This is a genomic window from Micromonospora sp. DT47, from assembly GCF_049844475.1.
GTDB lineage: Bacteria > Actinomycetota > Actinomycetes > Mycobacteriales > Micromonosporaceae > Micromonospora.
In genome coordinates, this window is record NZ_JBNCLC010000025.1 from 18,685 (window position 1) to 38,171 (window position 19,487).

Annotated in this window: 21 protein-coding genes and 4 pseudogenes; 13 read left to right on the top strand and 12 right to left on the bottom strand. The window is 69.7% G+C overall.

Annotation, left to right across the window (positions count from 1 at the left end; all coding sequences use genetic code 11):
• Positions 1-25 precede the first annotated feature (25 nt).
• Positions 26-721, bottom strand: coding sequence for a C39 family peptidase (locus ACLQ2U_RS27280; protein ID WP_425753767.1), 696 nt, complete (start codon positions 719-721; stop codon positions 26-28).
• A gap of 514 nt (positions 722-1,235) precedes the next feature.
• Between ACLQ2U_RS27280 and ACLQ2U_RS27285 the strand changes: the two genes are divergently transcribed.
• On the top strand, positions 1,236-1,457 hold the full coding sequence (locus ACLQ2U_RS27285; RefSeq protein WP_425753768.1) for a hypothetical protein: 222 nt from the start codon (positions 1,236-1,238) through the stop codon (positions 1,455-1,457).
• The gene (locus ACLQ2U_RS27290) at positions 1,454-1,858 is read left to right on the top strand and encodes a VOC family protein (RefSeq protein ID WP_425753769.1); all 405 of its coding nucleotides are present in this window, start codon (positions 1,454-1,456) and stop codon (positions 1,856-1,858) included. The genes ACLQ2U_RS27285 and ACLQ2U_RS27290 overlap by 4 nt, the downstream gene beginning before the upstream one ends.
• Positions 1,859-2,991: 1,133 nt before the next feature.
• On the opposite strand, the gene ACLQ2U_RS27295 is transcribed toward ACLQ2U_RS27290, so the two are convergent.
• From ACLQ2U_RS27295 to ACLQ2U_RS27305, 3 genes and pseudogenes are all read right to left on the bottom strand, one after another.
• Positions 2,992-3,441, bottom strand: coding sequence for a hypothetical protein (locus ACLQ2U_RS27295; RefSeq protein ID WP_425753770.1), 450 nt, complete (start codon positions 3,439-3,441; stop codon positions 2,992-2,994).
• 146 nt (positions 3,442-3,587) lie between these two features.
• Positions 3,588-3,791 (bottom strand): annotated as a pseudogene (locus tag ACLQ2U_RS27300) (integrase core domain-containing protein); the annotation flags it as partial.
• Complete coding sequence (locus tag ACLQ2U_RS27305; RefSeq protein ID WP_425753771.1) at positions 3,779-4,648, bottom strand: integrase catalytic region; 870 nt, start codon at positions 4,646-4,648, stop codon at positions 3,779-3,781. The gene ACLQ2U_RS27305 and the pseudogene ACLQ2U_RS27300, both read right to left, overlap by 13 nt.
• Before the next feature lie 266 nt (positions 4,649-4,914).
• Here ACLQ2U_RS27305 and ACLQ2U_RS27310 point away from each other — a divergent pair, with 266 nt between their 5' ends.
• From ACLQ2U_RS27310 to ACLQ2U_RS27325, 4 genes and pseudogenes are all read left to right on the top strand, one after another.
• Positions 4,915-5,451 carry a hypothetical protein gene (locus ACLQ2U_RS27310; protein ID WP_425753772.1) on the top strand — a complete coding sequence of 179 codons (537 nt, stop codon included), beginning with the start codon at positions 4,915-4,917 and terminating at the stop codon, positions 5,449-5,451.
• A gap of 660 nt (positions 5,452-6,111) precedes the next feature.
• Positions 6,112-6,375: a hypothetical protein gene (locus ACLQ2U_RS27315; RefSeq protein WP_425753773.1), complete on the top strand. Its 264-nt coding sequence runs from the start codon at positions 6,112-6,114 to the stop codon at positions 6,373-6,375.
• A gap of 507 nt (positions 6,376-6,882) precedes the next feature.
• A complete protein-coding gene (locus ACLQ2U_RS27320) occupies positions 6,883-8,493 on the top strand; it encodes an FAD-binding oxidoreductase (RefSeq protein WP_425753774.1) in 1,611 nt (536 codons plus the stop codon).
• 142 nt (positions 8,494-8,635) lie between these two features.
• Positions 8,636-8,938 (top strand): annotated as a pseudogene (locus ACLQ2U_RS27325) (hypothetical protein); the annotation flags it as partial.
• A gap of 68 nt (positions 8,939-9,006) precedes the next feature.
• On the opposite strand, the gene ACLQ2U_RS27330 reads toward ACLQ2U_RS27325, so the two are convergent.
• From ACLQ2U_RS27330 to ACLQ2U_RS27340, 3 genes are all read right to left on the bottom strand, one after another.
• Positions 9,007-9,195, bottom strand: a complete 189-nt coding sequence (locus ACLQ2U_RS27330) for a hypothetical protein (RefSeq protein ID WP_425753834.1) — start codon at positions 9,193-9,195, stop codon at positions 9,007-9,009.
• Between the two features lie 213 nt (positions 9,196-9,408).
• On the bottom strand, positions 9,409-9,645 hold the full coding sequence (locus ACLQ2U_RS27335; RefSeq protein WP_425753775.1) for a low temperature requirement protein A: 237 nt from the start codon (positions 9,643-9,645) through the stop codon (positions 9,409-9,411).
• An 8-nt stretch (positions 9,646-9,653) separates the two neighbouring features.
• Positions 9,654-10,475, bottom strand: a complete 822-nt coding sequence (locus tag ACLQ2U_RS27340) for an alpha/beta fold hydrolase (protein WP_425753776.1) — start codon at positions 10,473-10,475, stop codon at positions 9,654-9,656.
• 324 nt (positions 10,476-10,799) lie between these two features.
• Between ACLQ2U_RS27340 and ACLQ2U_RS27345 the strand changes: the two genes are divergently transcribed.
• Positions 10,800-11,555: an SDR family oxidoreductase gene (locus tag ACLQ2U_RS27345; RefSeq protein ID WP_425753777.1), complete on the top strand. Its 756-nt coding sequence runs from the start codon at positions 10,800-10,802 to the stop codon at positions 11,553-11,555.
• A 269-nt stretch (positions 11,556-11,824) separates the two neighbouring features.
• Positions 11,825-11,956 (top strand): annotated as a pseudogene (locus ACLQ2U_RS27350) (sigma factor-like helix-turn-helix DNA-binding protein); the annotation flags it as partial.
• Between the two features lie 477 nt (positions 11,957-12,433).
• On the opposite strand, the gene ACLQ2U_RS27355 reads toward ACLQ2U_RS27350, so the two are convergent.
• Entirely contained in the window at positions 12,434-12,871 is a 438-nt protein-coding gene (locus tag ACLQ2U_RS27355; protein ID WP_425753778.1) for a hypothetical protein, read from the bottom strand.
• A complete protein-coding gene (locus tag ACLQ2U_RS27360) occupies positions 12,868-13,542 on the bottom strand; it encodes a helix-turn-helix transcriptional regulator (protein ID WP_425753779.1) in 675 nt (224 codons plus the stop codon). Before ACLQ2U_RS27360 ends, ACLQ2U_RS27355 begins: the two co-directional genes overlap by 4 nt.
• Positions 13,543-13,584: 42 nt before the next feature.
• Between ACLQ2U_RS27360 and ACLQ2U_RS27365 the strand changes: the two genes are divergently transcribed.
• The 5 genes and pseudogenes from ACLQ2U_RS27365 to ACLQ2U_RS27385 form a co-directional block, all read left to right on the top strand.
• Complete coding sequence (locus ACLQ2U_RS27365; protein ID WP_425753780.1) at positions 13,585-14,001, top strand: group III truncated hemoglobin; 417 nt, start codon at positions 13,585-13,587, stop codon at positions 13,999-14,001.
• 112 nt (positions 14,002-14,113) lie between these two features.
• On the top strand, positions 14,114-14,404 hold the full coding sequence (locus ACLQ2U_RS27370) for a hypothetical protein (RefSeq protein WP_425753781.1): 291 nt from the start codon (positions 14,114-14,116) through the stop codon (positions 14,402-14,404).
• A gap of 133 nt (positions 14,405-14,537) precedes the next feature.
• On the top strand, positions 14,538-14,873 hold the full coding sequence (locus ACLQ2U_RS27375; protein WP_425753782.1) for a cupin domain-containing protein: 336 nt from the start codon (positions 14,538-14,540) through the stop codon (positions 14,871-14,873).
• Positions 14,874-15,338: 465 nt separating this feature from the next.
• Entirely contained in the window at positions 15,339-15,737 is a 399-nt protein-coding gene (locus ACLQ2U_RS27380; protein ID WP_425753783.1) for a hypothetical protein, read from the top strand.
• A gap of 54 nt (positions 15,738-15,791) precedes the next feature.
• A pseudogene (locus tag ACLQ2U_RS27385) lies at positions 15,792-16,175 on the top strand (DDE-type integrase/transposase/recombinase); the annotation flags it as partial.
• A gap of 143 nt (positions 16,176-16,318) precedes the next feature.
• Here the strand turns inward: ACLQ2U_RS27385 and ACLQ2U_RS27390 are convergent.
• The 3 genes from ACLQ2U_RS27390 to ACLQ2U_RS27400 form a co-directional block, all read right to left on the bottom strand.
• Complete coding sequence (locus ACLQ2U_RS27390; RefSeq protein WP_425753784.1) at positions 16,319-16,690, bottom strand: ArsR/SmtB family transcription factor; 372 nt, start codon at positions 16,688-16,690, stop codon at positions 16,319-16,321.
• A 260-nt stretch (positions 16,691-16,950) separates the two neighbouring features.
• Positions 16,951-18,330: an SMI1/KNR4 family protein gene (locus tag ACLQ2U_RS27395; protein ID WP_425753785.1), complete on the bottom strand. Its 1,380-nt coding sequence runs from the start codon at positions 18,328-18,330 to the stop codon at positions 16,951-16,953.
• Positions 18,331-18,668: 338 nt separating this feature from the next.
• Positions 18,669-19,379, bottom strand: coding sequence for an alpha/beta fold hydrolase (locus ACLQ2U_RS27400; RefSeq protein ID WP_425753786.1), 711 nt, complete (start codon positions 19,377-19,379; stop codon positions 18,669-18,671).
• Positions 19,380-19,487: the final 108 nt, after the last annotated feature.

A 19,487-nucleotide genomic window follows, 5' to 3' on the forward strand; every position in this document is an offset into this window, starting at 1 on the left:
CCTGCCACCTTGCCGTGAGTCGGCGTCAGCTGGAGTAGCCGCGCTCGGCGATCCAGTCGGCGACCTTCTTGTCGCTCATCCAATAGTGCTTGCTCGGGTCGTACGGGTCGGCAATCTTCAGGGTGTCACCACCATCGCGGTACCCGACGATGCTCATGTAATGCCCTGCCGGAAACGAGTGCTGGTCGCCGCTAGTGTCCACTGCGGTGCCCGTAGTGTTGGCCACTACGCCCCGCTTGGCGTCGATGGCCTCCACCGCGTCGGCGCGGAGCTTGTCGACCTGCTGCGGCTCAGCGGTAGGACCGTCGATATTGACGGTGTCGTAGCCGCCGCCGGTCAACTCGTTAAGCACTCGGGTGGTGTCGTCCGCCGAGTTGGTGCCGTCGGTGGTGGTGCCTAGCTTCTTGGCGATATCGCGCTGCGGCACGACCTTGCCCTGGGTGGAGAGGGCGATCCGGGTCGCTGCCGGGGCGCAGTAGTAATCGTTCGGCTGCCTTTGGTAGTCGTGCGGCAGCACCCGCCTGCCCTCACCTGCGGGCTGGGGCGGGGGCTGCGCCTGGGGCTGGGGCGGGGGCTGCGCTTGGGGCTGGGGCTGCGCCGCGACGCCCGGCTTGCTCTCGGCCGGGGCGGCTTGTGCGGCCATCGCGGGGCCAGCGACGACTCCACCGGTCACCACAAGGCCAGCAACGGACAGCGCGCTGTTGCGGAAGATAACGTTCATCATCATGCTCCCATCGGGGTTGGCGCCTCCACGACATCGGAGGCGCAAGCACCGCGGGAAAGGAGAACGCCCGCGGTACCCGTTGGTGCCTCGGACACTCCCGGCTTCCCGGCTTTTCGACCGGCTTCCGGGCTCTCAAGCGTCGGTTACCCGACCTAGCTCCGTGAAAACACCGCCAACTTCCCGAAGTAGTGGGAGAATCAGCGCCCGCCTGGCGCGCAACTACGCGATGGCGGGCCGGCCGGAGGTTCGCCACTAGCCGGCCATTCATCTCCCGTCGCGCCCATCTGACCAGGGGCGGCCCTATCAATACCGGGGGGTGGGTGGTTATCCCGTTGAGCAGATGATGACTGTCCTGGTACTCCCTGACCGCGACGCGGGTGGCCCACCCGCAGCCTGCGCAGCTCATCGCGAACCCCTCACCTTCGATCGTGTGAAAGCAGCTTTGGGGGATCGTCCTCACGATTGACCCGAAGGCACGTGTGCGGAAGCATGCGGTGACGGGCAGTGGAGCGTGTCGATGATTACCCTGTGTGACAAGGCCCGCGAAGTCTGTCTCGAGTCCGATGACCATCCCCGCCTGTTGCACTGGAGCGTTCCCGACCCCGCTGCGGCCGGCAACAGCGACCAGGCCAGCTACTCCGCCTTCACCCGAACCGCAGCCGACATCGACACCCGCGTTCGGCATCTGCTGCCAGTCCTCGCCACGACCAACCCGAAGGAGGTTGAGCCGTGACCGCGCCCGACCAGTACGCCAGCGTCCGCTACCTCGTCGACGACGTTCAGGCCGCCGTCGGCTTCTACACCACCCACCTCGGCTTCCAACTGAATACCAGCGCCGCACCCGCCTTCGCCGACGTGGTCCGCGGCCCGCTGCGGCTGCTGCTGTCGGGACCCGCCAGTTCCGGCGCCCGCTCCACCCCCAACGACGCCAGCAGCCCGGGCCGCAACCGAATTCACCTCATCGTCGACGACCTGGACGCCGAGATCGACCGACTCCGTGGCGCAGGCCTGTCGTTCCGCAGCGAGCCGGTCTCAGGACCCGGCGGACGCCAGATCCTGCTCGCCGACCCCGCCGGCAACCTGATCGAGCTGTTCCAACCCGCCCACGAGTCCGCCGCCACGCCCACCACCTGACCGCAGTCCGCCAGGAACGATTCGCGTGGGGGCAGCTGGCTGGGGCGTCCACGCCATCGGCGCGTGGCCGGCGCGGGTGCTCGGGCTGCCCCGAGCAATCGCCCTGGGCGCGATGAGCGCCCTGCCGCCCGGCGTACTCAAAGGGCACTACACCGCTGTCCATCGTCGCCGTCGCCGGACTCACCATCACGCTGTTGCCACTGGGTATCCGGGTGCTCCGTGAGGAGCCGGCCTTGCGGTCAGCCGACTTGCGGCTCGGGAGCGTCGGCTGCACGGGACCAGGCGAGAGCCCGGCCGTAGGGGGAGGCCCAACGATGGCCCTGTTCGTGATTTGCGCGGCGCGGGACCTGCCGGAACAACATGGGCGTGGCCGATGGCCTCAGCTCGCCTCACCCGGTCGTCTCGTCGGTAGCGGAAGACCCGGGTTGCGAAGACCACGACACGGTCATGGCCGACAGTGAAATCCGCGTACCAGCCGCCCTTGCTCGCCAGTGACTCGGCGAGAGCCTGCGAAAGCTCGTCGGCTACGTCGTCCGGCGCGTCGAAGTCAAGGAAGGTCCAGATGCCCGGCTGCGTTTCCGACGCCGAGCCCGACACATCCTTCCGCGTGACACGCGTAATGCTCAATCCCGCTACCCGGAGGTCGGCACCCGGGCGCAGGCTTTCGGCCAACAATGTCCCTCGAATCATGAAGCGAGGGTGCCAGCCACCTATGACGATCTCAGCCGACTGCCGGCCGCGCGGGAGAACTTTCTGTACATCTATCAAGGCGGCTCGCAAAGCGGGCCGCGTCGGCCCGGCCCCGGCCTGCTGGCGACCTCCGGCCGGCATCGGCCGGGCCGGCCGGCCACGCTGACGGACGAGCAGGACCACGAAGACCTCGGGGCTCCGCCCCGAACCCCGACCCTCCTCAGAGATCAGCCGCGGATCGCCTCGCCGGGCACCACAAGGGCTACCAGCCTCCCCGGACGGGGCCAAGGTCGTTCGGCTGGTGAGGCGCTCCACATTGTCCCCGTCCGGAGAGGCTGGACGGTCTGGCGACTGCCCGACGAGGAGATCCGCTATTACCCGTCAACAAGCCCACGGGGCCACAGCGCGACAGCCTTGCGTGCCCGCTTCGGGATTAACCAGTGTCATTCGGCCGGTTTTGGCTGGTCGAGCGTCCGCCGCCGACGGGCAACCGTGACCGCGACGAGCAAGCCGACGACGGTGCCCAAGACCAACATCACCGAAGCAATGGCGGTGTCCGAAAGCGGAATACCGAGGGTCGCCATACGGAAGAGGCTGCTGTGGCGGAGATCGTAGGACCAAGGGGCCTCACCGATGGACAGTGTCGAGGTGGACGCGCCGGAAGCCTGGCAGACGAGCTGGTACGTGTCCGCAGGACTGCCTAGAAGCGTCAGGACCCCTCGCCATCGCTCGCCGTCGACGGTGAGTTCATACACGTCGAACAGTGAGGATTCCTGGGTCATTGAGGCAAGCACACCCCGCGTCGCCGGCTCACACTGCACACTTGGAACACCGTCCGGCCCTTCCTTCGCCCACACCATCTGCAGCGACGAAGGGTGCAGCTGCACGGTCACCGGCTCACCCGGCGCGAAGCCTTGGCCAAGGTTTCCGGCAGGAGCCAGAAGCAGCAGGATCCCGGGGCACGAGCGGGCACGAGCTGTGACCCTGTACCGTGCCAAAACTCTGTTTCAGGCTGTGGGCTGGAGATTTGCCTGGTGGATCAAGCGGCTCGGCGATACTCGTTGATCACGCCGCCCAGGACGTGGCGTCGCCAGATCGGCTTGTCGATCGCGACGACCGCGCCGGGGTCGTAGTCGGGTGGATGCTGATCCAGGCTCTGGTGGGGCCGGTGCCGGACGAAATGGTCCTCGTAGTCGCGTAGCACGGTGCGGGCGTGCTGTTCGTTGTAGATCAGTACCCGGTCGGTGCACTCGGCCCGGACGCTGCGTACGAAGCGTTCCGCGTACGCGTTCGCCGAGGCGTGCGTGGCGGGGTCTTCACCACGTCGATGCCTTCGGTGGCGAACACGGCGTCGAACGCCGGCGTGAACTTGGCGTCGCGGTCACGAGCCAGGGACCGGAAGGCGGTGAACCGATCGTCGACATCTATCAGCAGGTTGCGGGCCTGCTGGGTAGTCCAGGCGGCGGTCGGGTGGGCGGTGACGCCGACGATGTGCACCCGCCGGGTCGTGATCTCCATGACGGACAGCACGTACAGGCGTCGCAGCGTGATGGTGTCGAGGTGGAAGAAGTCGGTCGCCAGCAGCCCGGTCGCCTGGGCTCGCAGGAACGTCCGCCAACTGGTGTCGATCTCACGTGGGGCAGGGCCGACCCTCGATCGGGCGAGGATGCGACGGATGGTGCCGGCGCCGACCCGATGGCCGAGCCCGACGAGTTCACCCTGGATGCGCCGGTGCCCCCATCCCGGGTTCTCGCGGGCCAGCCGCAGAACCAGGTCACGTATGTCGTCGCTGGTCGGTGGTCGTCCGGGCCGGTTCGGGTAGGTCCAGTGCCGGCGGACCAGCCGGCGGTGCCAGGCCAGCAGGGTGGCCGGGGTGACGATCCGATGCTTCCACAACTCCCGCGGCAGTGCCCGGACCAGCGCGGACAAGACCGTCCGCTCCGGCCACGACAGCCGCGGCCGATCAACCTGACGCCGCAGCACCGCCACCTCGTGACGCAGCACCAGCAGCTCTGCGGCTATCGCCGACTCACTGCGGTTGGCCAGCGGCAACCAGCCGAACACCCGCACCACACTCAGGTACAGCAGCCGAACAAACATGCCCGCCATCCTGCGTCACAGGCACGAAACAGCAGCTCACGCCCTGTGCGACGAGTTTTGGCACGGCCCACCCTTAAGCTGAACGACGAGTTCATGCGCGGCGCCATCGAGCAGGGACGTCGCGTCTATCTCGCGAGTCCCACGAAGGGCAATCTCATTCAAACCTCTGGTCAGTTCGCTGGACACCCCACTGTCTTCGCACGCGAGCTCCAGATGCTTCGCGAAGCCGGCTACACCCGGGTTGGCGACTACTTGGTGCCTGCGTCATGAGCGTTCTCATGCTCCTCGACGAGGTCCCCGAGGACCTACGGCAGAGCCCGCCGGGAGCCTGGTTTCAGGAGATCGAGCGCTCGTTGGAGGAAGCTCCACAGGCATGGATCACAGCGATCGCCGCCATCGGCGCACTCAGCGACGAGCATGCATGGAGCTTGTTGTCGTGGATCGAGTCCGCTGCTAGCCACGTCGTTCGCGCCCGCTCACGAGATACCTTGGTGACGTCCGCATTCGCTATGGGACTCGTTCTGCAGAGCGATCTCGATCGACGCGACTGCTCGGTCGTCGCCTCGCTGCTTCGGAGGGCCGCCGATCTCGGCGGCTTCGATTTCGCTGCTAGCGTGACGCAGGGATGTAAACGTGCCGGGCTGATGGGACAGGAAGCGCTATCTCTCCTTGTCCATGCCTCAGCGGAGACGCCAGCAACCCACGTCGAGTCGGGTTCGGCTGAAACCTTCTCATTCGAGCGACGGAAGCCCGACTTCAATGTCGACGACCTTGAGCGCTGGCTCGAAGGTGATAACCAATGAGCCGGGCGCCAAGGATTGTTCGCTCCCTGATGGTCGTCGTCGCTGCCGCGATGGCCGCCTTCGGATGGCTCTCGGCGCCCGCCGCCGCGGTGCCACCGCATATCGAATCTGTTGTGATCCTCCGCCACGTCGACGGATAGCTTGATGCGCAGCTCGCGCAATTTTTCTACCTTTGCCGCTTCCAGCGGACTTCATCCGCTTGACGCTCTCTTTTCCAGCGCTCGTCTTCACGCTTCTCGCAGATCGGTGAGTGATCAGAGCTGTGGTACCACCGCCAGCCAGACCTAACCTCGCCCTCTCACCTGCTGCTGCGCCGGCTCCTGGCATCGACGAGGTTTGTGGACACCTGGACGCCGTCGGCGTCGACCTGCACCGCCCTGGTCTTCTCAGTGATCACAGGTAGCCGGCAGGAGTCGAGTCGGGCGCGGTTATCTCTTGATCATCTCTCGCAGCGCCGCGTACGCTCCCGAGACAATCCCGCAACGGTGACGGCGCAAATCGAGGGGGGACTAGATAATGCGTAGATGCGTCATCGGAGTTGCTGCTGCGGCCGCTATCGCCAGCTTGGGGGGTTGCTCTGGGGCCGACCGTCCGGGGACCCACGCCACCGCCTCGGCCGTAACCACCCCGAGCGCCGCTGCGCCGACTGCCACTGGTGTTGTGGCTGTCGGTGTCGACGAGTACGTCAAGGATGCATGCAACCGGGTGGCGAAAGCCTCGCGTGCTGCAGGCGAACCGGACCCAGCGGCGATGCTTTCGATCGGTCAGACCGCCGCGAAATCGTCCTACATCGAGGTCAACATCCGGGGAATGTTGCTGGTCGAACACGCACAGTCGACGATTGCCGCGAAAGGTGGAAAAGATGAGGCTTTGCGGGAAGAGGAGATAAGGAAGCCGATGAAGGTCACCATGCCGAGAGCGTGATCGGCCTACGCGGTCAGCGGCGGGCGTGCTCGTGATGGTGTCCGTGACGGGGCCGCCCTCCGTGGTGAACTCGATCGTCAGTGAGGTGAAGGTGCCCTGCTGCTTTGCAGCCAGCGCGGCGAAGCTCCAGACGTCCTCGGCCTGGAACCGAGGTTCGGGTCGCACGTGTGGGTGCCGAACGCGGGCCGCCGTCGTGCCGGTGTCCGCCGTGGCCGGCACGAATCCCTGGCGGGGCAGCCAGCCGGCGATGTCCGGTACAGCGTCGTCGTGGCCGAAGGTCAGTCGGGTCAGGTCGATCGTTAACTGGCCCGCGCTGGTCGCTCCTCGCCCAGGCCACGGTCCGTGCGGTACCGCAACCGGTAGGCAGTGACCGTCGGGAAGGCCAGCCCCATACCGGTTCGCGGCGCAGGCAGTCCACGCCTACCACGACGGCATCGACGGGGCTGCCGGCCGTCGAGTACGTTACCGGCGAGTCGATCTGGCGATGGTGGACCGCGGGGAGGCCGCATGGCCGGGAAACACCGTTCGTGGTGGGGTTGGGGGCACGTCGAGGACGCAGTGACCGGCGCGGAGGCCACAGCCTTGGCCGACCGGGTGCGTATCCTGCTGCCCGACGTCGACCTGACCGAGCACGTCGCGCCGCCGGTGGCCGAACTCGACCTGCGCCCGCCGCGGGCCGATCCGCCGACGTCACTCGCCCGGCTGTGCTCGACGGACCCGGCCGACCGGGCGGCGCATACCCACGGCAAGGCGTTCCGGGACGTCGTCCGCAACCTGCACGGGGACGTCCACGACCCACCGGACCTGGTGGTCCGGCCAGCGACGGAGCAGGACGTCGTCGACGTGCTGGACTGGTGCGCGGGCCGGGACATCGCGGTGATCCCCTACGGCGGCGGCTCGTCAGTGGTCGGCGGCGTGGAGCCGCGGCTGGACGACGCGTATCCCGCGGCGGTTAGTCTCGACCTCGGGCGCCTCGACCGGGTGCTGGAGGTGGACCCGACCAGCAGGGCGGCCCGCATCCAGGCCGGCGTGTTCGGCCCGGCCCTGGAGGACCAGCTCCGGCGGCACGACCTCACGCTGCGGCACTTCCCGCAGTCGTTCGAGTTCTCCACCCTGGGCGGCTGGTTAGCCACCCGCGCCGGCGGTCACTACGCCACCGTCCTAACCCATATCGACGACCTGGTGGAGTCGTTGCGGGTGATCACCCCGGCAGGCACCAGCCAGTCCCGCCGGCTGCCCGGCTCCGGCGCCGGGCCGTCCCCGGACCGGCTGTTCCTCGGCTCGGAGGGCGTGCTCGGCGTCATCACCGAGGCGTGGATGCGGCTGCAGGACCGGCCGCGCTGGCGGGCGGGCGCCTCGGTGCACTTCACTGACTACGACGAGGCAATCGCCGCCACCCGGGCCATCGCCCAGTCCGCGCTACACCCGAGCAACTGCCGGCTGCTCGACCCGGCCGAGGCGCTCCTCAACGCCGGCGCCGCCGCCACCGGCGGCGTGCTCGTCCTGGGATTCGAGTCCGCCGACCATCCGGTCACACCGTCGCTGGACCGCGCAGTCGAGCTGTGCCGCGACCACGGGGGAACCCTGCCGGAGCCGCCCCGCAGCGACGACTCGTCCGGCCCACGGCAGCGCACCGCCGCCGACGCCTGGCGGTCAGCGTTCCTCCGCATGCCGTACCAGCGCGACGCGCTCGCCGCCCGGTCGATGATCGTGGAGACGTTCGAGACCGCCTGCACCTGGGACCGATTCCCCGCCTTGCGCGCCGCCGTGCTCGACGCGGCCGGCGACGCGCTCCGCGCCGTCGCCGCGACCGGTGTGGTCACCTGCCGCTTCACCCATGTCTACCCGGACGGCCCCGCCCCCTACTTCGGCGTGTACGCCACCGGCCGCTGGGGCGCCACCCTCGCCCAGTGGGACCAGATCAAGCATGCCGTCTCCGACGCGCTGCTCGCCGCCGGCGGCACCATCACCCACCACCACGCCGTCGGCCGCGACCACCGACCGTGGTACGACCGGCAGCGTCCGGAGCCGGTCGCGCTCGCATTGCGCGCCGCCAAGAGCGCGCTCGACCCGTCCTGGATCCTCAACCCCGGCGTTCTCGTCGATCCCGCCGGCTGACTTGGGCCGGCCCCGCGACGCCTGACTTCACGGTAAACCCCGTGCTGGCGGGGCGGCCGCATCCGCCCTGAGCCGTACCGGGGCCGGGCGGTGCGACGTGTACGGCGACGAAGACCTGTACCGGTGCCGCGGAGACTGCCCCGTGCCGCTACGGCTGACGCGCCCGAGCTGCGTTCGGGCAGCAACGGCGGCAGGACCGGTTCGAAGGACACCGCACCTTCGAAAGAGTGAGCACGATGCCGACAGGCGTTGCCGACACCGAAGACACCTTCGACAACGGCGCACCGCGATCGTCGATGCCCTGCTCGCCACCAGCCCGGAGTTCGCCGAGCTGTGGCGGGAACACCCGGTCCAGGGCGCGTACTGCCCGCCGAAACGGTTCCGGCACCCCGAGGTCGGGCCGCTGGAACTGCACTGCCAGACCCTGGTGGACCCCGACCAGTCCCAGACGCTGCTGGTCTCCACCACCGTGCCGGGGACGGAGAGCGACGAGAAGCTGCGGGCTGCTCTCCGTCATCGGCGCCCAGCGGGTCTGACCCGGACCGGCCGCGGTGGTCGCCGGCCCCGGGCTCCCCGGCCGCGGGTCAGTCGCTCGTGGCCGGCGGCGGTCACCAGCAGCGCGGCGAGCACGCCGAGCGCCGCCGCGGCGGGCAACGCCCGGCCGAGCGGCGTCAGGAGCAGCGCCAGAGCGGCGAACGCCACCTGCGCCGGCCGAACGGCGCCGGCGGAGAGCCGGAGGAAGAGCAGCTGCCCGGCCAGGTAGAGCGCGGCCGCCGTACAGAGCGACAGCGACCGGCCAGCTCAGCGACGACCCGGCGGCGTGGTCCGCACCGGCGTTCTGTTCGGCGGCGTACGGCTCGGCGACGTGCGCGAGCACCTGCTCGATGCCGACCGCCAGGTAGATCACGCCGACGATCAGCAGCACATGGGCCTGGCTGCTAGGCATCGGAGGCGATCCGGTCGCGCCGGTCCCCGGTCGCCGCATGGAGGGCAGAGCAACACCAGCAGGAGCAACCCCTGCGCCATGGCAACCAGGGTCGGCGGCTGCCCGATCAACGCCATGATCCGGGTGAGCGCGAAGACGAAGACGAGGTCGAAGAAGATCTCGAACGGCGTCGCCCGGCGGTCCCGGGCCGCCGGCGCCGGCGGCATCGGGCTGATCAGCCGCGCAGGAACGCGAGGAGATCCTTGTTGACCTGGTCCTGCATCGTCGACGTGATGCCGTGCGGGGCGCCCGGGTAGTAGATGTCCTGCGCGTTCGCGATGAGCTTGGCGGTCTTGCGCGCCGAGTCCTTCACGGGGACGATCTGGTCGTCCTCGCCGTGCAGCACCAGCGTCGGGACGTCGAACTTCGCCAGGTCGGCCCGGAAGTCCGTCTCGGAGAAGGCCTTGATGCTCTCGTACGCGTTCCAGAGGCCGGCCTGCATGCTCCACAGCCAGAACTGGTCGAGAATGCCCTTCGACACCTTCGCGCCGGGCCGGTTGGCGCCGTAGAACATCTGCGCCAGGTCCTGGTAGAACTGCGACCGGTCCTTGAACAGGTTGGCGCGCAACTCGTCGAAGACGCTGACCGGCAGCCCCTCCGGGTTGTCCGGGGACTGCACCATGATCGGCGGCACGGCCGAGATGAGGACGGCCTTGGCGACCCGCCCCGTCCCGTGCCGGCCGATGTAGCGGGCCACCTCGCCGCCACCCGTCGAGTGACCGACCAGGGTGGCGTCCCGCAGGTCCAGCGCCTCGATCACCGCGGCCAGGTCGTCGGCGTACCCGTCCATGTCGTTGCCGCTGCGGGCCTGACTGGACCGGCCGTGGCCCCGACGGTCGTGCGCGACCACGCGGAAGCCGTGCTGCACGAGGAAGAGCATCTGCCCGTCCCAGGCGTCCGCGTTCAGCGGCCAGCCGTGGGAGAAGGTGACGACCGGGCCTTCGCCCCAGTCCTTGTAGTAGATGTCCGTGCCGTCCTTCGTGGTGATGTAGCCCATGCCGTTGCTCTCCTGATCATCGAGACGAACGCGGGCGGGCGGCGTTGGCGGACGTCCCTCACGCCGGCGCCGTATCCGCGGACACCTTCCCGCCGGCGCGGTCACCGGATGACCGATGGGTCCAGGTCGGCTCTCCTCGATGCTATGTGGCCGGCACCGGGCGTCACCGCCGGTTCACCGAACGCGGACCGCCGCGAGGCGCGGCCGCCCCGGGCCCCAGGGGCGCGCTGCCTTCGTTGTCACGGATCGGCGCCCTGCCTGGTCGTACTGGATGACAATGGCGGTGCCAGGATGCATCGCCGGCAGACAGGAAGTGATCCCATCATGAAGATCGTCGTCATCGGCGGCAGCGGACTCATCGGCTCGAAGGTCGTGGCCATCCTCGGCAAGCAGGGCCACGAAACGGTGGCGGCCTCCCCCAAGTCCGGCGTCAACACGCTGACCGGGGCGGGCCTGGCCGAGGCGCTCGACGGCGCCGACGTCGTCGTCGACGTGTCGAACTCCCCCTCGTTCGCCGACGCCGACGTGCTGGAGTTCTTCGAGACGTCCACCCGCAACCTTCTCGCCGCAGAGGCCGCGGCCGGCGTACGGCACCACGTGGCGCTCTCGGTCGTCGGCGCCGACCGGATCCCGGACAGCGGGTACATGCGGGCGAAGGTCGCCCAGGAGAAGCTGATCGCGGCGTCCGGGCTCCCCTGGTCGGTCGTGCGGGCGACCCAGTTCTTCGAGTTCGTGCCGGGCATCGTCGACAGCGCGACGGTGGGCGACGCCGTGCACCTCGCCCCGGTGCTGATTCAGCCGATGGCCGCCGACGACGTGGCGGCGGCGGTGGCCGAGGCGGCGGCGGGCACGCCGACGAATGTGGTCGTCGAGGTCGGCGGCCCGGAGCAGTTCCGCCTCGACGAGTTGGGCCGGGCCACCCTGGCGGCCCGGCACGACACCCGCGAGGTGGTGGGCGACCCGGCGGCGCCGTACTTCGGCGCGGTGCTGGCGGAACGCTCGCTGGTGCCGGCCGACGGCGCCCGGCGCGCCGAAACCCGCCTCGAGGACTGGCGCGCCAGTTCCGCCCAGGCCGGCTAGTGGCTCGTGGGGGCGGCCGCTCCGGAGACGGCCGCCCCCGCGACCCGCGGGGGCGCCTAGGTTGTGGGGGTGAGCAGCGAGCCGGACATCGTGGGCCTCGCCCGGTCGACCAGTGGCGGGGACACGGTCCCGGCGACGGATGTGGCGGCGTTCCTGGCCGTCCACCCGCGATACGTATTTCGGGCCCCTGGCTCCCCGAGCCGGCGGACACCTCCGCCGACCCTACGCTGGGCGCCGAGCGGGCGGAGGCGCTGGACCTGGCGGTCCTGGTGCTGGAGAAGCTCACCCCGACCGAGCGTGCCGCCTACGTGCTGCGGGAGGCGTTCGGCTACCCGTACCGGGAGATCGGCGCGGTGCTGGACACCTCCGAGGCCAACGCCCGCCAGCTCGCCGGCCGGGCGCGGCGGCACCTCGCCTCGGACCGGTCGACCCCCGCCCGCCCGCCGGAGCGGCGCCGGCTGGCCGAGGCGTTTCTCGCCGCCGCCCGCGACGGCGACCTGGCCGCTTTGGAGCGGCTCCTCACCGCGGACGTGATCGCCCACTCCGACGGCGGCGGCCAGGTGCCCGCCGCCCGCAAGGACGTGCGGGGCGCAGCCCGGGTGGCGAACCTCCTGGACAACGTCCTCCGCAAGTACTGGTACGCCGCGACCTTCCGGCTCGTCGAGGCCAACGGCGACGCCGCGCTGCTCGTGCTTGACGCCGACGGCAACCCGCTGGCCGTCGTCGCCCTGGACGCCTCGGCGCGCGGGATCGAAGGGCTGCTCCTGGTGCTCAACCCGGACAAACTGCGGGAGTTCGCGGCCGGCGGGCGAGCGGAGGGCCGGCCGGGTGATCGCGCAGTGCGTCCGGCACCACCGGCAGGGCGCAGCCGACGAGCGCTAGCGCAGCAGTCGTCCGGCGAGCGACCAGCCAAGCAGCACCAGGGTGACGATCTTGATCAGCTCCAGCGCCACGTACCACAGGTGCAGCGTGGAGGCGGGCGGCTGGTGGCCGTCGATAATCAGCTGGGCGCGCCGGTCGAGCAGCGGCCGCAGGACGGCGGCCTGGGTGAGCAGGACCAGCCAGAGGGCGCCGATCCCCGCCCAGCGGGCCGCGCCGATCGACGCCCCGAGCACCGCCACGGTCAGCGCGGCCAGAAGGACGAACTCGACCGCGTTCAGGGCGCGGAAGACCAGTCGGCCGATGCCCAGGCCGATCGGCAGGCTGACGCCCGGTGCTCGGAACTTCAGCGGCGCCTCGATGAGCGAGATGGCGATCACCATCCCCAGCCAGAGGAAGGGAACGGCCAGCTGGATGATGTCCCGGAGCCTGGTCATGAGCGGACGGGTCCTTTCTCCGTGGGGGTGAGCCGGGCGACGCAGACGCCCGGTCGCGCGAACGGGATCAGCTCGGCGGCCAGGCCCGGCGCCGCCGCCTCGACGACCTCCCGGAGCAGGCCGCGGTGCATGGCGCAGACCACGTCGGGGTGGCGCTGGGCGACCTCCAGGAACGGGCAGGCGTGCAGGTCGATCTGGACGGTGGCGGAGTCGGCCGCGCGCTCCGGCTCGAAGCCCAGCTCGGTGAAGAGGGCGAGCGCCCGGGCGGTGGCGACGCCCACGGGATCGGCGCCGGGCGGTGCCGCCGCGGAGCGGCCGTCGCCGCGCAGCCAGGAGCGGCCGGCCTGCTCGGCCAGCTCACCCGCGCCCCGGTCGTCGAGCTGGGCCGCCAGCACCTGGCTGAGGAACTGGTACCCGGTCGACGGCGCCGGCGGCGTGACGCTGCGGTAGACCGTGGGCGGGCGTCCACGACCGCGCCGCGGGCCGGGCCCGCTGCTGACGAAGCCCGCCTCGACCAGCACCTCGAGGTGGAAACGGACCGTGTTGGCGTGCAGTCCGGTGACGGTGACCAGCTCGCTGACGCCGGTCGGGCCGTCCGCCGCGCGGAGCGTGTCGAGGATCCGGCGCCGGCTCTGCACGGCGAGTGCGGCGTAGTTCACGTCTTCCACCACGCACCTATTTTATACGATGGGCATAGTGAAAAGGAGGGTCCCTTGGCCGACATCGCCGACCGCGCCGACATCACCGCCCTGGTGACCGACTTCTACCGCCGGGCCTTCGCCGACGACCTGCTCGGTCCGGTCTTCATCGACGTGGCGCGGATGGACCTCACGGCCCACCTGCCGATCATGTGCGACTTCTGGGAGACCGTGCTGTTCCGCACCGGCGCGTACCACGGGAGCGCCTTCCGCCTGCATGTGGACCTGCACCGACGGGAGCCCCTGGGCGAGCGGCACTTCGACCGCTGGTGGGAGCTGTGGTGCGGCACCATCGACGACCGGCACGCCGGCCCCAAGGCCGAGCTGGCCAAGGCGCAGGCCGGCCGGATCGCGCAGTCGATGCTGCGGCGCCTCAACGGCGGCACCGGCAGCGAGCACCACACCATTCGGACCCGCCAACCCTCGTCCTGACCGGGCCCCGCCGCGTACAGGTCGACTCGTCCGTCGCCCACCAGGTCAGTCGCGCTCATCTGGTGGCTGTCCCGGGATCACCCGTGCTCTCGGGCTCGGCATCGGACGCCTGGTGTTCCGCGCACTCAATGTGGCGGAGCTGACGCTGTTCCTCCTGCTTGCTCTGGCGCTGGTCGGCGCTGGCGCCGGGGCAGTTCGATGGACGCTCGTCGCGGTCACCGGGGCGGTCCTGCTGACCCAGGCCTTCGTCATGCGACCCCTGCTCGACGTACGGGCGCAGCAGGTCATCGCCGGTGGGCAACCAGTCGCCTCCCACCTGCACGTGGTATACATCGCCATGGAAGCGATCAAGCTGGTCACGGTGGCGTGGTTGGGCATCTCGCTGGTCCTACGGCTGCGCTGACGACTTCCGCCGACCACACCGGCTGGCGGCCCGAGATCGGTATTCTCGCTCTATCCGACGCTGTCAGGTACGACGTTCCGGCATCCGCCGAGGCGGTGGCGTCGTTCCGGTTGAACAGACAGGTGGGCGACAGGTGCAGAAACTCAGCCTGGACGCGCTGGCCCGCGAGCATAGCGAGCGGGCGGCGGCATCCGAGGCCGGTCGCAGCGCCGAGACCGTCTTCGGCGGACATGAACGTACGCTGCGACAGACGATCATCGCGTTGCGTCGCGGGGTCGAGCTCAGCGAGCACGAGAACCCGGGCCAGGCGACAGTGCTGGTGCTGCGGGGGCGGGTCGAACTGATCGGTTCCGCGGCAAGCTGGACCGGACGCCAGGGGGACCTGATCCTCGTGCCACCGGAGCGGCACCGCCTGGTCGCCCACGAGGACGCGGTGGTGTTGCTGACAGTGGCAAAGCTCGGTCAGTGAAGACGGTCGGCCCGCTCTTCCCCCGCTCCCGCGCGGGCGACGGCCACCGCCGGGCTGAACGGTCACCGCGACCGCACGACCTCATCGGGCACGACGGGATCGCCCAGCAACAGCTCCGTATCCTCGACGCACGGCGACCCGGAAGTCGAAGCCGTCACTGTCGATCTCGACCACATGAGGCAGCGCCAGCGCCAGCTGACGAACATGCGGGCCGCCCTTGACCCCGAAGCCTCTGCGACCCCTCGGGCCGGCAGTCGCCGGCAGGCCAGGGGCCTGCCCGGGGGTGCACGCGCCGCATCCCCACCACGGCCTCATCGCGTAGCAAGCCAACGCGGGTAACACGGCCGGGCCCACCCCGTTCGGACGGCAGTATCCTGGAATAGCAGAACGCGGCCAAGTTCCCCTCGACAGAAGAGGCGGCCGTGACCGCCCCAATGAACAGCTGCGCGCGATCAAGGAGTAGCCATGATCGGTCTGGTGATGGTTGGCGCGCTCGTAGCAATACTGCTCGTCGGTTTTGTCGTGTTAGTTCGCAAGCCCGCCGAGCCACGGTGGGTGGTCCGGTGGTCCGCTCTGGCGATCACTCTGCTGGTGGCCGCCGCACTCACGCCGTACACGGTGGAGGATTCCGGAGCAGCGGCCGGCTACCTCCTCGGCGTGCCGGTGGTCGCCGCACTGCTGCCGGTCGTCACGCAGCGGTTCCGCCGGTTGGCCTCGGTGGCCGACCTGGTGGCGGCGATGGCCATCAGCGCTTGGGGAATACTGCTTGGGCTCGGCATCGGCGGCGCGTTCCTGCCGGTGGTGGTGCTGTACATCGGAAGTGTCGCGGGCAGTGTGCCGCCGCGGCCGTCCACCACCGGCTGACCGCCTGGCGCGATTGATTGACGAGTGCCTGGACATGTTGCCCGATGAGGCGACATCGACGTGCTCATCTCGGCCCGCCGCGACTCCGGCGCGGCCCGGCGGTTCTTCCGACAGGCGCTGTCGACGTTGAAGGTGACACCCACCGAGGTGGTCACGGACGCCGCCGCGGTCTACCCCGGCGTCCTGGATGAGCTGATCCCGTCCGCGTGGCACCACGTTGAGCAGTACGAGAACAACCCGATCGAGGCTGATCACAGCCAGCTCAAACAGCGGTTGAGACCGATGCGCGGGCTACGAACGGACAAGACAGCGCAGGTGATCGTCGCCGGACACGCGTTCATGCAGAACCTCCGCCGCGGACACTACGAACTCGCCGTCGATGCCTCGCCGGCCTCGCGGGTGGCCGCGGCGTTCACCGAACTCGCCCAAGCGATCTGACCGCGGACCCGACACGGGTTCAACACGTCCACCGATCCGATAACGCAACGGCGCCCGCGGGAGGACGCCACGAGGCGAGGGGTGATGCGCACCGGATCATCCTGCCAGCCCTTCTACGACGGCGCGGTCCTCGACAGTGCCGCTCAGCGGGCCCTCTTCGTCGCCCGTTTGCGGGGCGGCGTCAACAGGTCGGCTACCGCCGCGATCGCGGACGGCACCAGGCGGTAGTACGCCCAGACGCCGCGCTTCTCGCGCTCGAGCAGGCCGGCCTCGGTGAGGATCCGAAGGTGATGACTCACGGTCGGCTGGGAGAGACCAAGCGGCGCGGTGAGGTCACTGACGGACGCCTCACCCTCCGGGGCCGACTGGATCAGACTGAGCAGTCGGAGTCGGGCCGGGTCGGCGAATGCCTTCAGCACTCCCGCGAGCCGCTCGGCATCGGCACGCTTAATCGGCTCGCCGGCAAGCGGCGAGATAGCAGGCATAGAAGTTTTCGCAGTTCCCACGTCTTCCATCGTTCCACCAACACCATCGAAAGGCTGGTGGAACCGGGACCAGTACCCCGATGGCGATCGCGAGGCCGATTGCGAGGGAAGCTGGGGGCCGGGGCGCCGAGGGTACGAGCAGCCCCTGCCCATCCTCCGCCATGTGGATGCGGCAGGTGGCGTCACGCTCGTTCGGAGGTAGCGCGACGTCACCCGGGCGCCCACTCCGAGCACCCTTCTTGGGTCCGGGCCTCCTCCAGGCCCTCGAATCCTCCGGCCACCACCGCTGATCACACCTCGGGGTCGAGGTGGCCTTCGAGGATGGTCTGGGTGATCGGGGGGCGGTCCCAGAGGGCGAGGAGTTCGTTGGCGATGGCCACGATCGGGAGTGGGTGTCGGTTGCCGTGCGCCTCGATGGCGGCCGCCGACAGGCTGCGCGGGACGGCCCCGGCATCCAGGAGGACGTGCCACTCCTCCGGCCCGAGTTCCAAATAATCCAGCCCGCTCAGCTTGGCGATTTCCAGCGGGTCGGCGAGCGTGCCGGGGTAGGCGGTGAGGGTCCGCAGGCGGGGCAGCCCGGTGATGGGGGTGAGGCTGAGCGGCTCACCGGCCCAGACGCCGATGCTCAGGACCTCCAGTCCGGGGTGGGCAGCGGCCTGGACGCTTGTCAGGCTCCGGATGTTGACCCTGGCCACGGCCGGCGGCTGGTCCTCGCGGTGGCTGGAGTGCCAGTTCCTGCGCCGATGCACCACCAGGTCGGTGAGCGAGTCGGCGAGCAGGCTGGCGCCGATGTTCTGCTCGTGGTCGAGCATGATGATCTGCCCCACGTGTCCGCGCGGGCCTGGTGTCAGGTCGACTGCGATCCGGTCGCCACCGCCGTTGTCGCCGAAGGCGATCCAGCCGGGTGAGCCGACCACCCCCTGCACCGCGGCGTCGGGTGGGGTGACGACCGCCTCTGTTGCCGCGAACCGCCACGGGCACGGACGGGATGGCGCATCGGCGATGTACAGCTCGTCGAGCGGGAAGAGTTCGCAGCCGACCGCATGAACGACGCGCTCCGCTGCTGCGTAGTCGTCACCCCAGTCCTGCCACCGCCCCCGCGTCACCCGGTAGAGCGCCTTGAGCTCGTCGGGCAACGCAACGCCGAGGCGCCCTTCCGCAGCAGCGATCTCCGCCTCGGTCGCGCCGGTGGCGCCGGGGATCCGCTCGCGGAGCGTCCCCTCAAGTAACGCCGGATCCACTGACGGGGCCGGCACCGCCCCGGGCACCGGATTGGGAAAGCGGCGCCAGGGCTCCGGGACGGCGCCCTCGACCAGGATGAGCGAACCCGGGTACGGCCCGATGCCGGCCTCCACGGCGGGGCCGAAAGTGAGCAGGTAGAGCACGGTCCGCCCGGTCGACGACATCTCCGCCACGAACGAGATGCTGTCGAGGTCGACGTCGGCCAGCGCGCTCTGCACCCGCTCCACCGCGTCGACCTCGTCCTGCATGTCCTCGATCTGGAGGGCTCGGCCGGGCGGCGGGAACCGCGGCGGCAGCGGCAGACTCCACGCGCGGCGGCCGATCTGTCCCGCCAGGTAGCCGCCGGGGACGGCGAGGCTCGCCGCGTTGCCCGCCCGCAGAAGCCTCAGCAGCGGCTCCCAGGTAGCGAAGTCATGGATTGAGGGCAACGGTGACCTCCAGCCGTCCAGGGATCGTGGTGAAGGTGAGTATCACGGAAACCACCACCCTATGGGCGCGCTCTCTGTGGGCCACGGGCACCGGCCCTGCACGCCTGCTGCTCGCGGCGCCCGCGACGCCGCCATCATCCAGCAACCGAACCTGTTCGGCCTTGTCATCGGCGACGACCCGTATCGGGCCCAGAGGCGATGGTCGTTGATGAGGCTTCGGTGAGTCCGAAGGAATCGCGGTCGGTGGGTCGCGCTGGTCGGCCGGCCATGTCCTGAACTGAGCCGATGAGCGTGACGAGCCACACCGGCGGCGTGAGCTGCATCCACGAGTCGGGCGATCAGGCGGGGCCGACGCTTGCGAGGATCGCCCGCCCGAGATCCTTGGGCCGGGTGAACTGCGGCCAATGGCCCGTAGGCAGGTCGACGTAGTCGACGTCGCGCAGCTTCGCGAGCTCTTGCAGGTTCGGATCCCCCTGCTCCATCCATTCCTTGAGGGTCGTGCTCGAGAACTCGCATGCGATGACGGTGGCGGGCACGTCGTATCGGCGCGCGTCGGAGAGTTGCTGTAGACCCCTGGCGACGCCCACGGGCGACGGGATCGCGCGCTTACGGAACGCCGCGCGCAACTCGTCGTCGAGGTCGACGAGGTCTTCCTCGTCGAAGATCGACCAGTCCGGCAGCGGGACCTCGCCGTTCTCGGCCGCGAACTGGTCGTTGATGGCCCTGCCGTCGCCGAGCGGCCAACTGTCGACGTAGATCACGCGGGCGACCCGGTCGGGCCGCGCGTCGACCGCGGCGTGGGCGACAGCGCCGCCGCCGGAGTGCCCGACGAGCACGACCTTGCCGTTGGCCGGGTCGAAGGAGTCAATCACCTCGACGACCGAGTCAATGTGGTGACGCAGGGCGATCTCGGATCGGTCGGCGTCTTTTGACTCCATGCCGGGCAGCGTGAGCGCGTGTGTGCGATGCCCCGCCTGATCGAGGGCGGGAACGACCTCGTCCCATGACGAGCCATCGAGCCAGAGACCGGGAATCAGAACCAGAATCATCGCCCGAGACTAAGCCAGGCCACCGACATCAGGCGAGGTCCCGACACAACCGGCCGGCCGGGCCCTCACCTGCCGCTGATCGTGCGACGCCAGCAGGTTGCGATGTGT

What these genes read in the sequence shown, in the direction of transcription:
- ACLQ2U_RS27280 (WP_425753767.1), bottom strand. Translation starts at nt 721, where the DNA reads ATGAACGTTATCTTCCGCAACAGCGCGCTGTCCGTTGCTGGCCTTGTG.
- ACLQ2U_RS27305 (WP_425753771.1), bottom strand. Translation starts at nt 4,648, where the DNA reads ATGTTTGTTCGGCTGCTGTACCTGAGTGTGGTGCGGGTGTTCGGCTGG.
- ACLQ2U_RS27310 (WP_425753772.1), top strand. Translation starts at nt 4,915, where the DNA reads ATGAGCGTTCTCATGCTCCTCGACGAGGTCCCCGAGGACCTACGGCAG.
- ACLQ2U_RS27320 (WP_425753774.1), top strand. Translation starts at nt 6,883, where the DNA reads ATGGCCGGGAAACACCGTTCGTGGTGGGGTTGGGGGCACGTCGAGGAC.
- ACLQ2U_RS27335 (WP_425753775.1), bottom strand. Translation starts at nt 9,645, where the DNA reads ATGCCGCCGGCGCCGGCGGCCCGGGACCGCCGGGCGACGCCGTTCGAG.
- ACLQ2U_RS27340 (WP_425753776.1), bottom strand. Translation starts at nt 10,475, where the DNA reads ATGGGCTACATCACCACGAAGGACGGCACGGACATCTACTACAAGGAC.
- ACLQ2U_RS27345 (WP_425753777.1), top strand. Translation starts at nt 10,800, where the DNA reads ATGAAGATCGTCGTCATCGGCGGCAGCGGACTCATCGGCTCGAAGGTC.
- ACLQ2U_RS27355 (WP_425753778.1), bottom strand. Translation starts at nt 12,871, where the DNA reads ATGACCAGGCTCCGGGACATCATCCAGCTGGCCGTTCCCTTCCTCTGG.
- ACLQ2U_RS27380 (WP_425753783.1), top strand. Translation starts at nt 15,339, where the DNA reads ATGATCGGTCTGGTGATGGTTGGCGCGCTCGTAGCAATACTGCTCGTC.
- ACLQ2U_RS27390 (WP_425753784.1), bottom strand. Translation starts at nt 16,690, where the DNA reads ATGGAAGACGTGGGAACTGCGAAAACTTCTATGCCTGCTATCTCGCCG.
- ACLQ2U_RS27400 (WP_425753786.1), bottom strand. Translation starts at nt 19,379, where the DNA reads ATGATTCTGGTTCTGATTCCCGGTCTCTGGCTCGATGGCTCGTCATGG.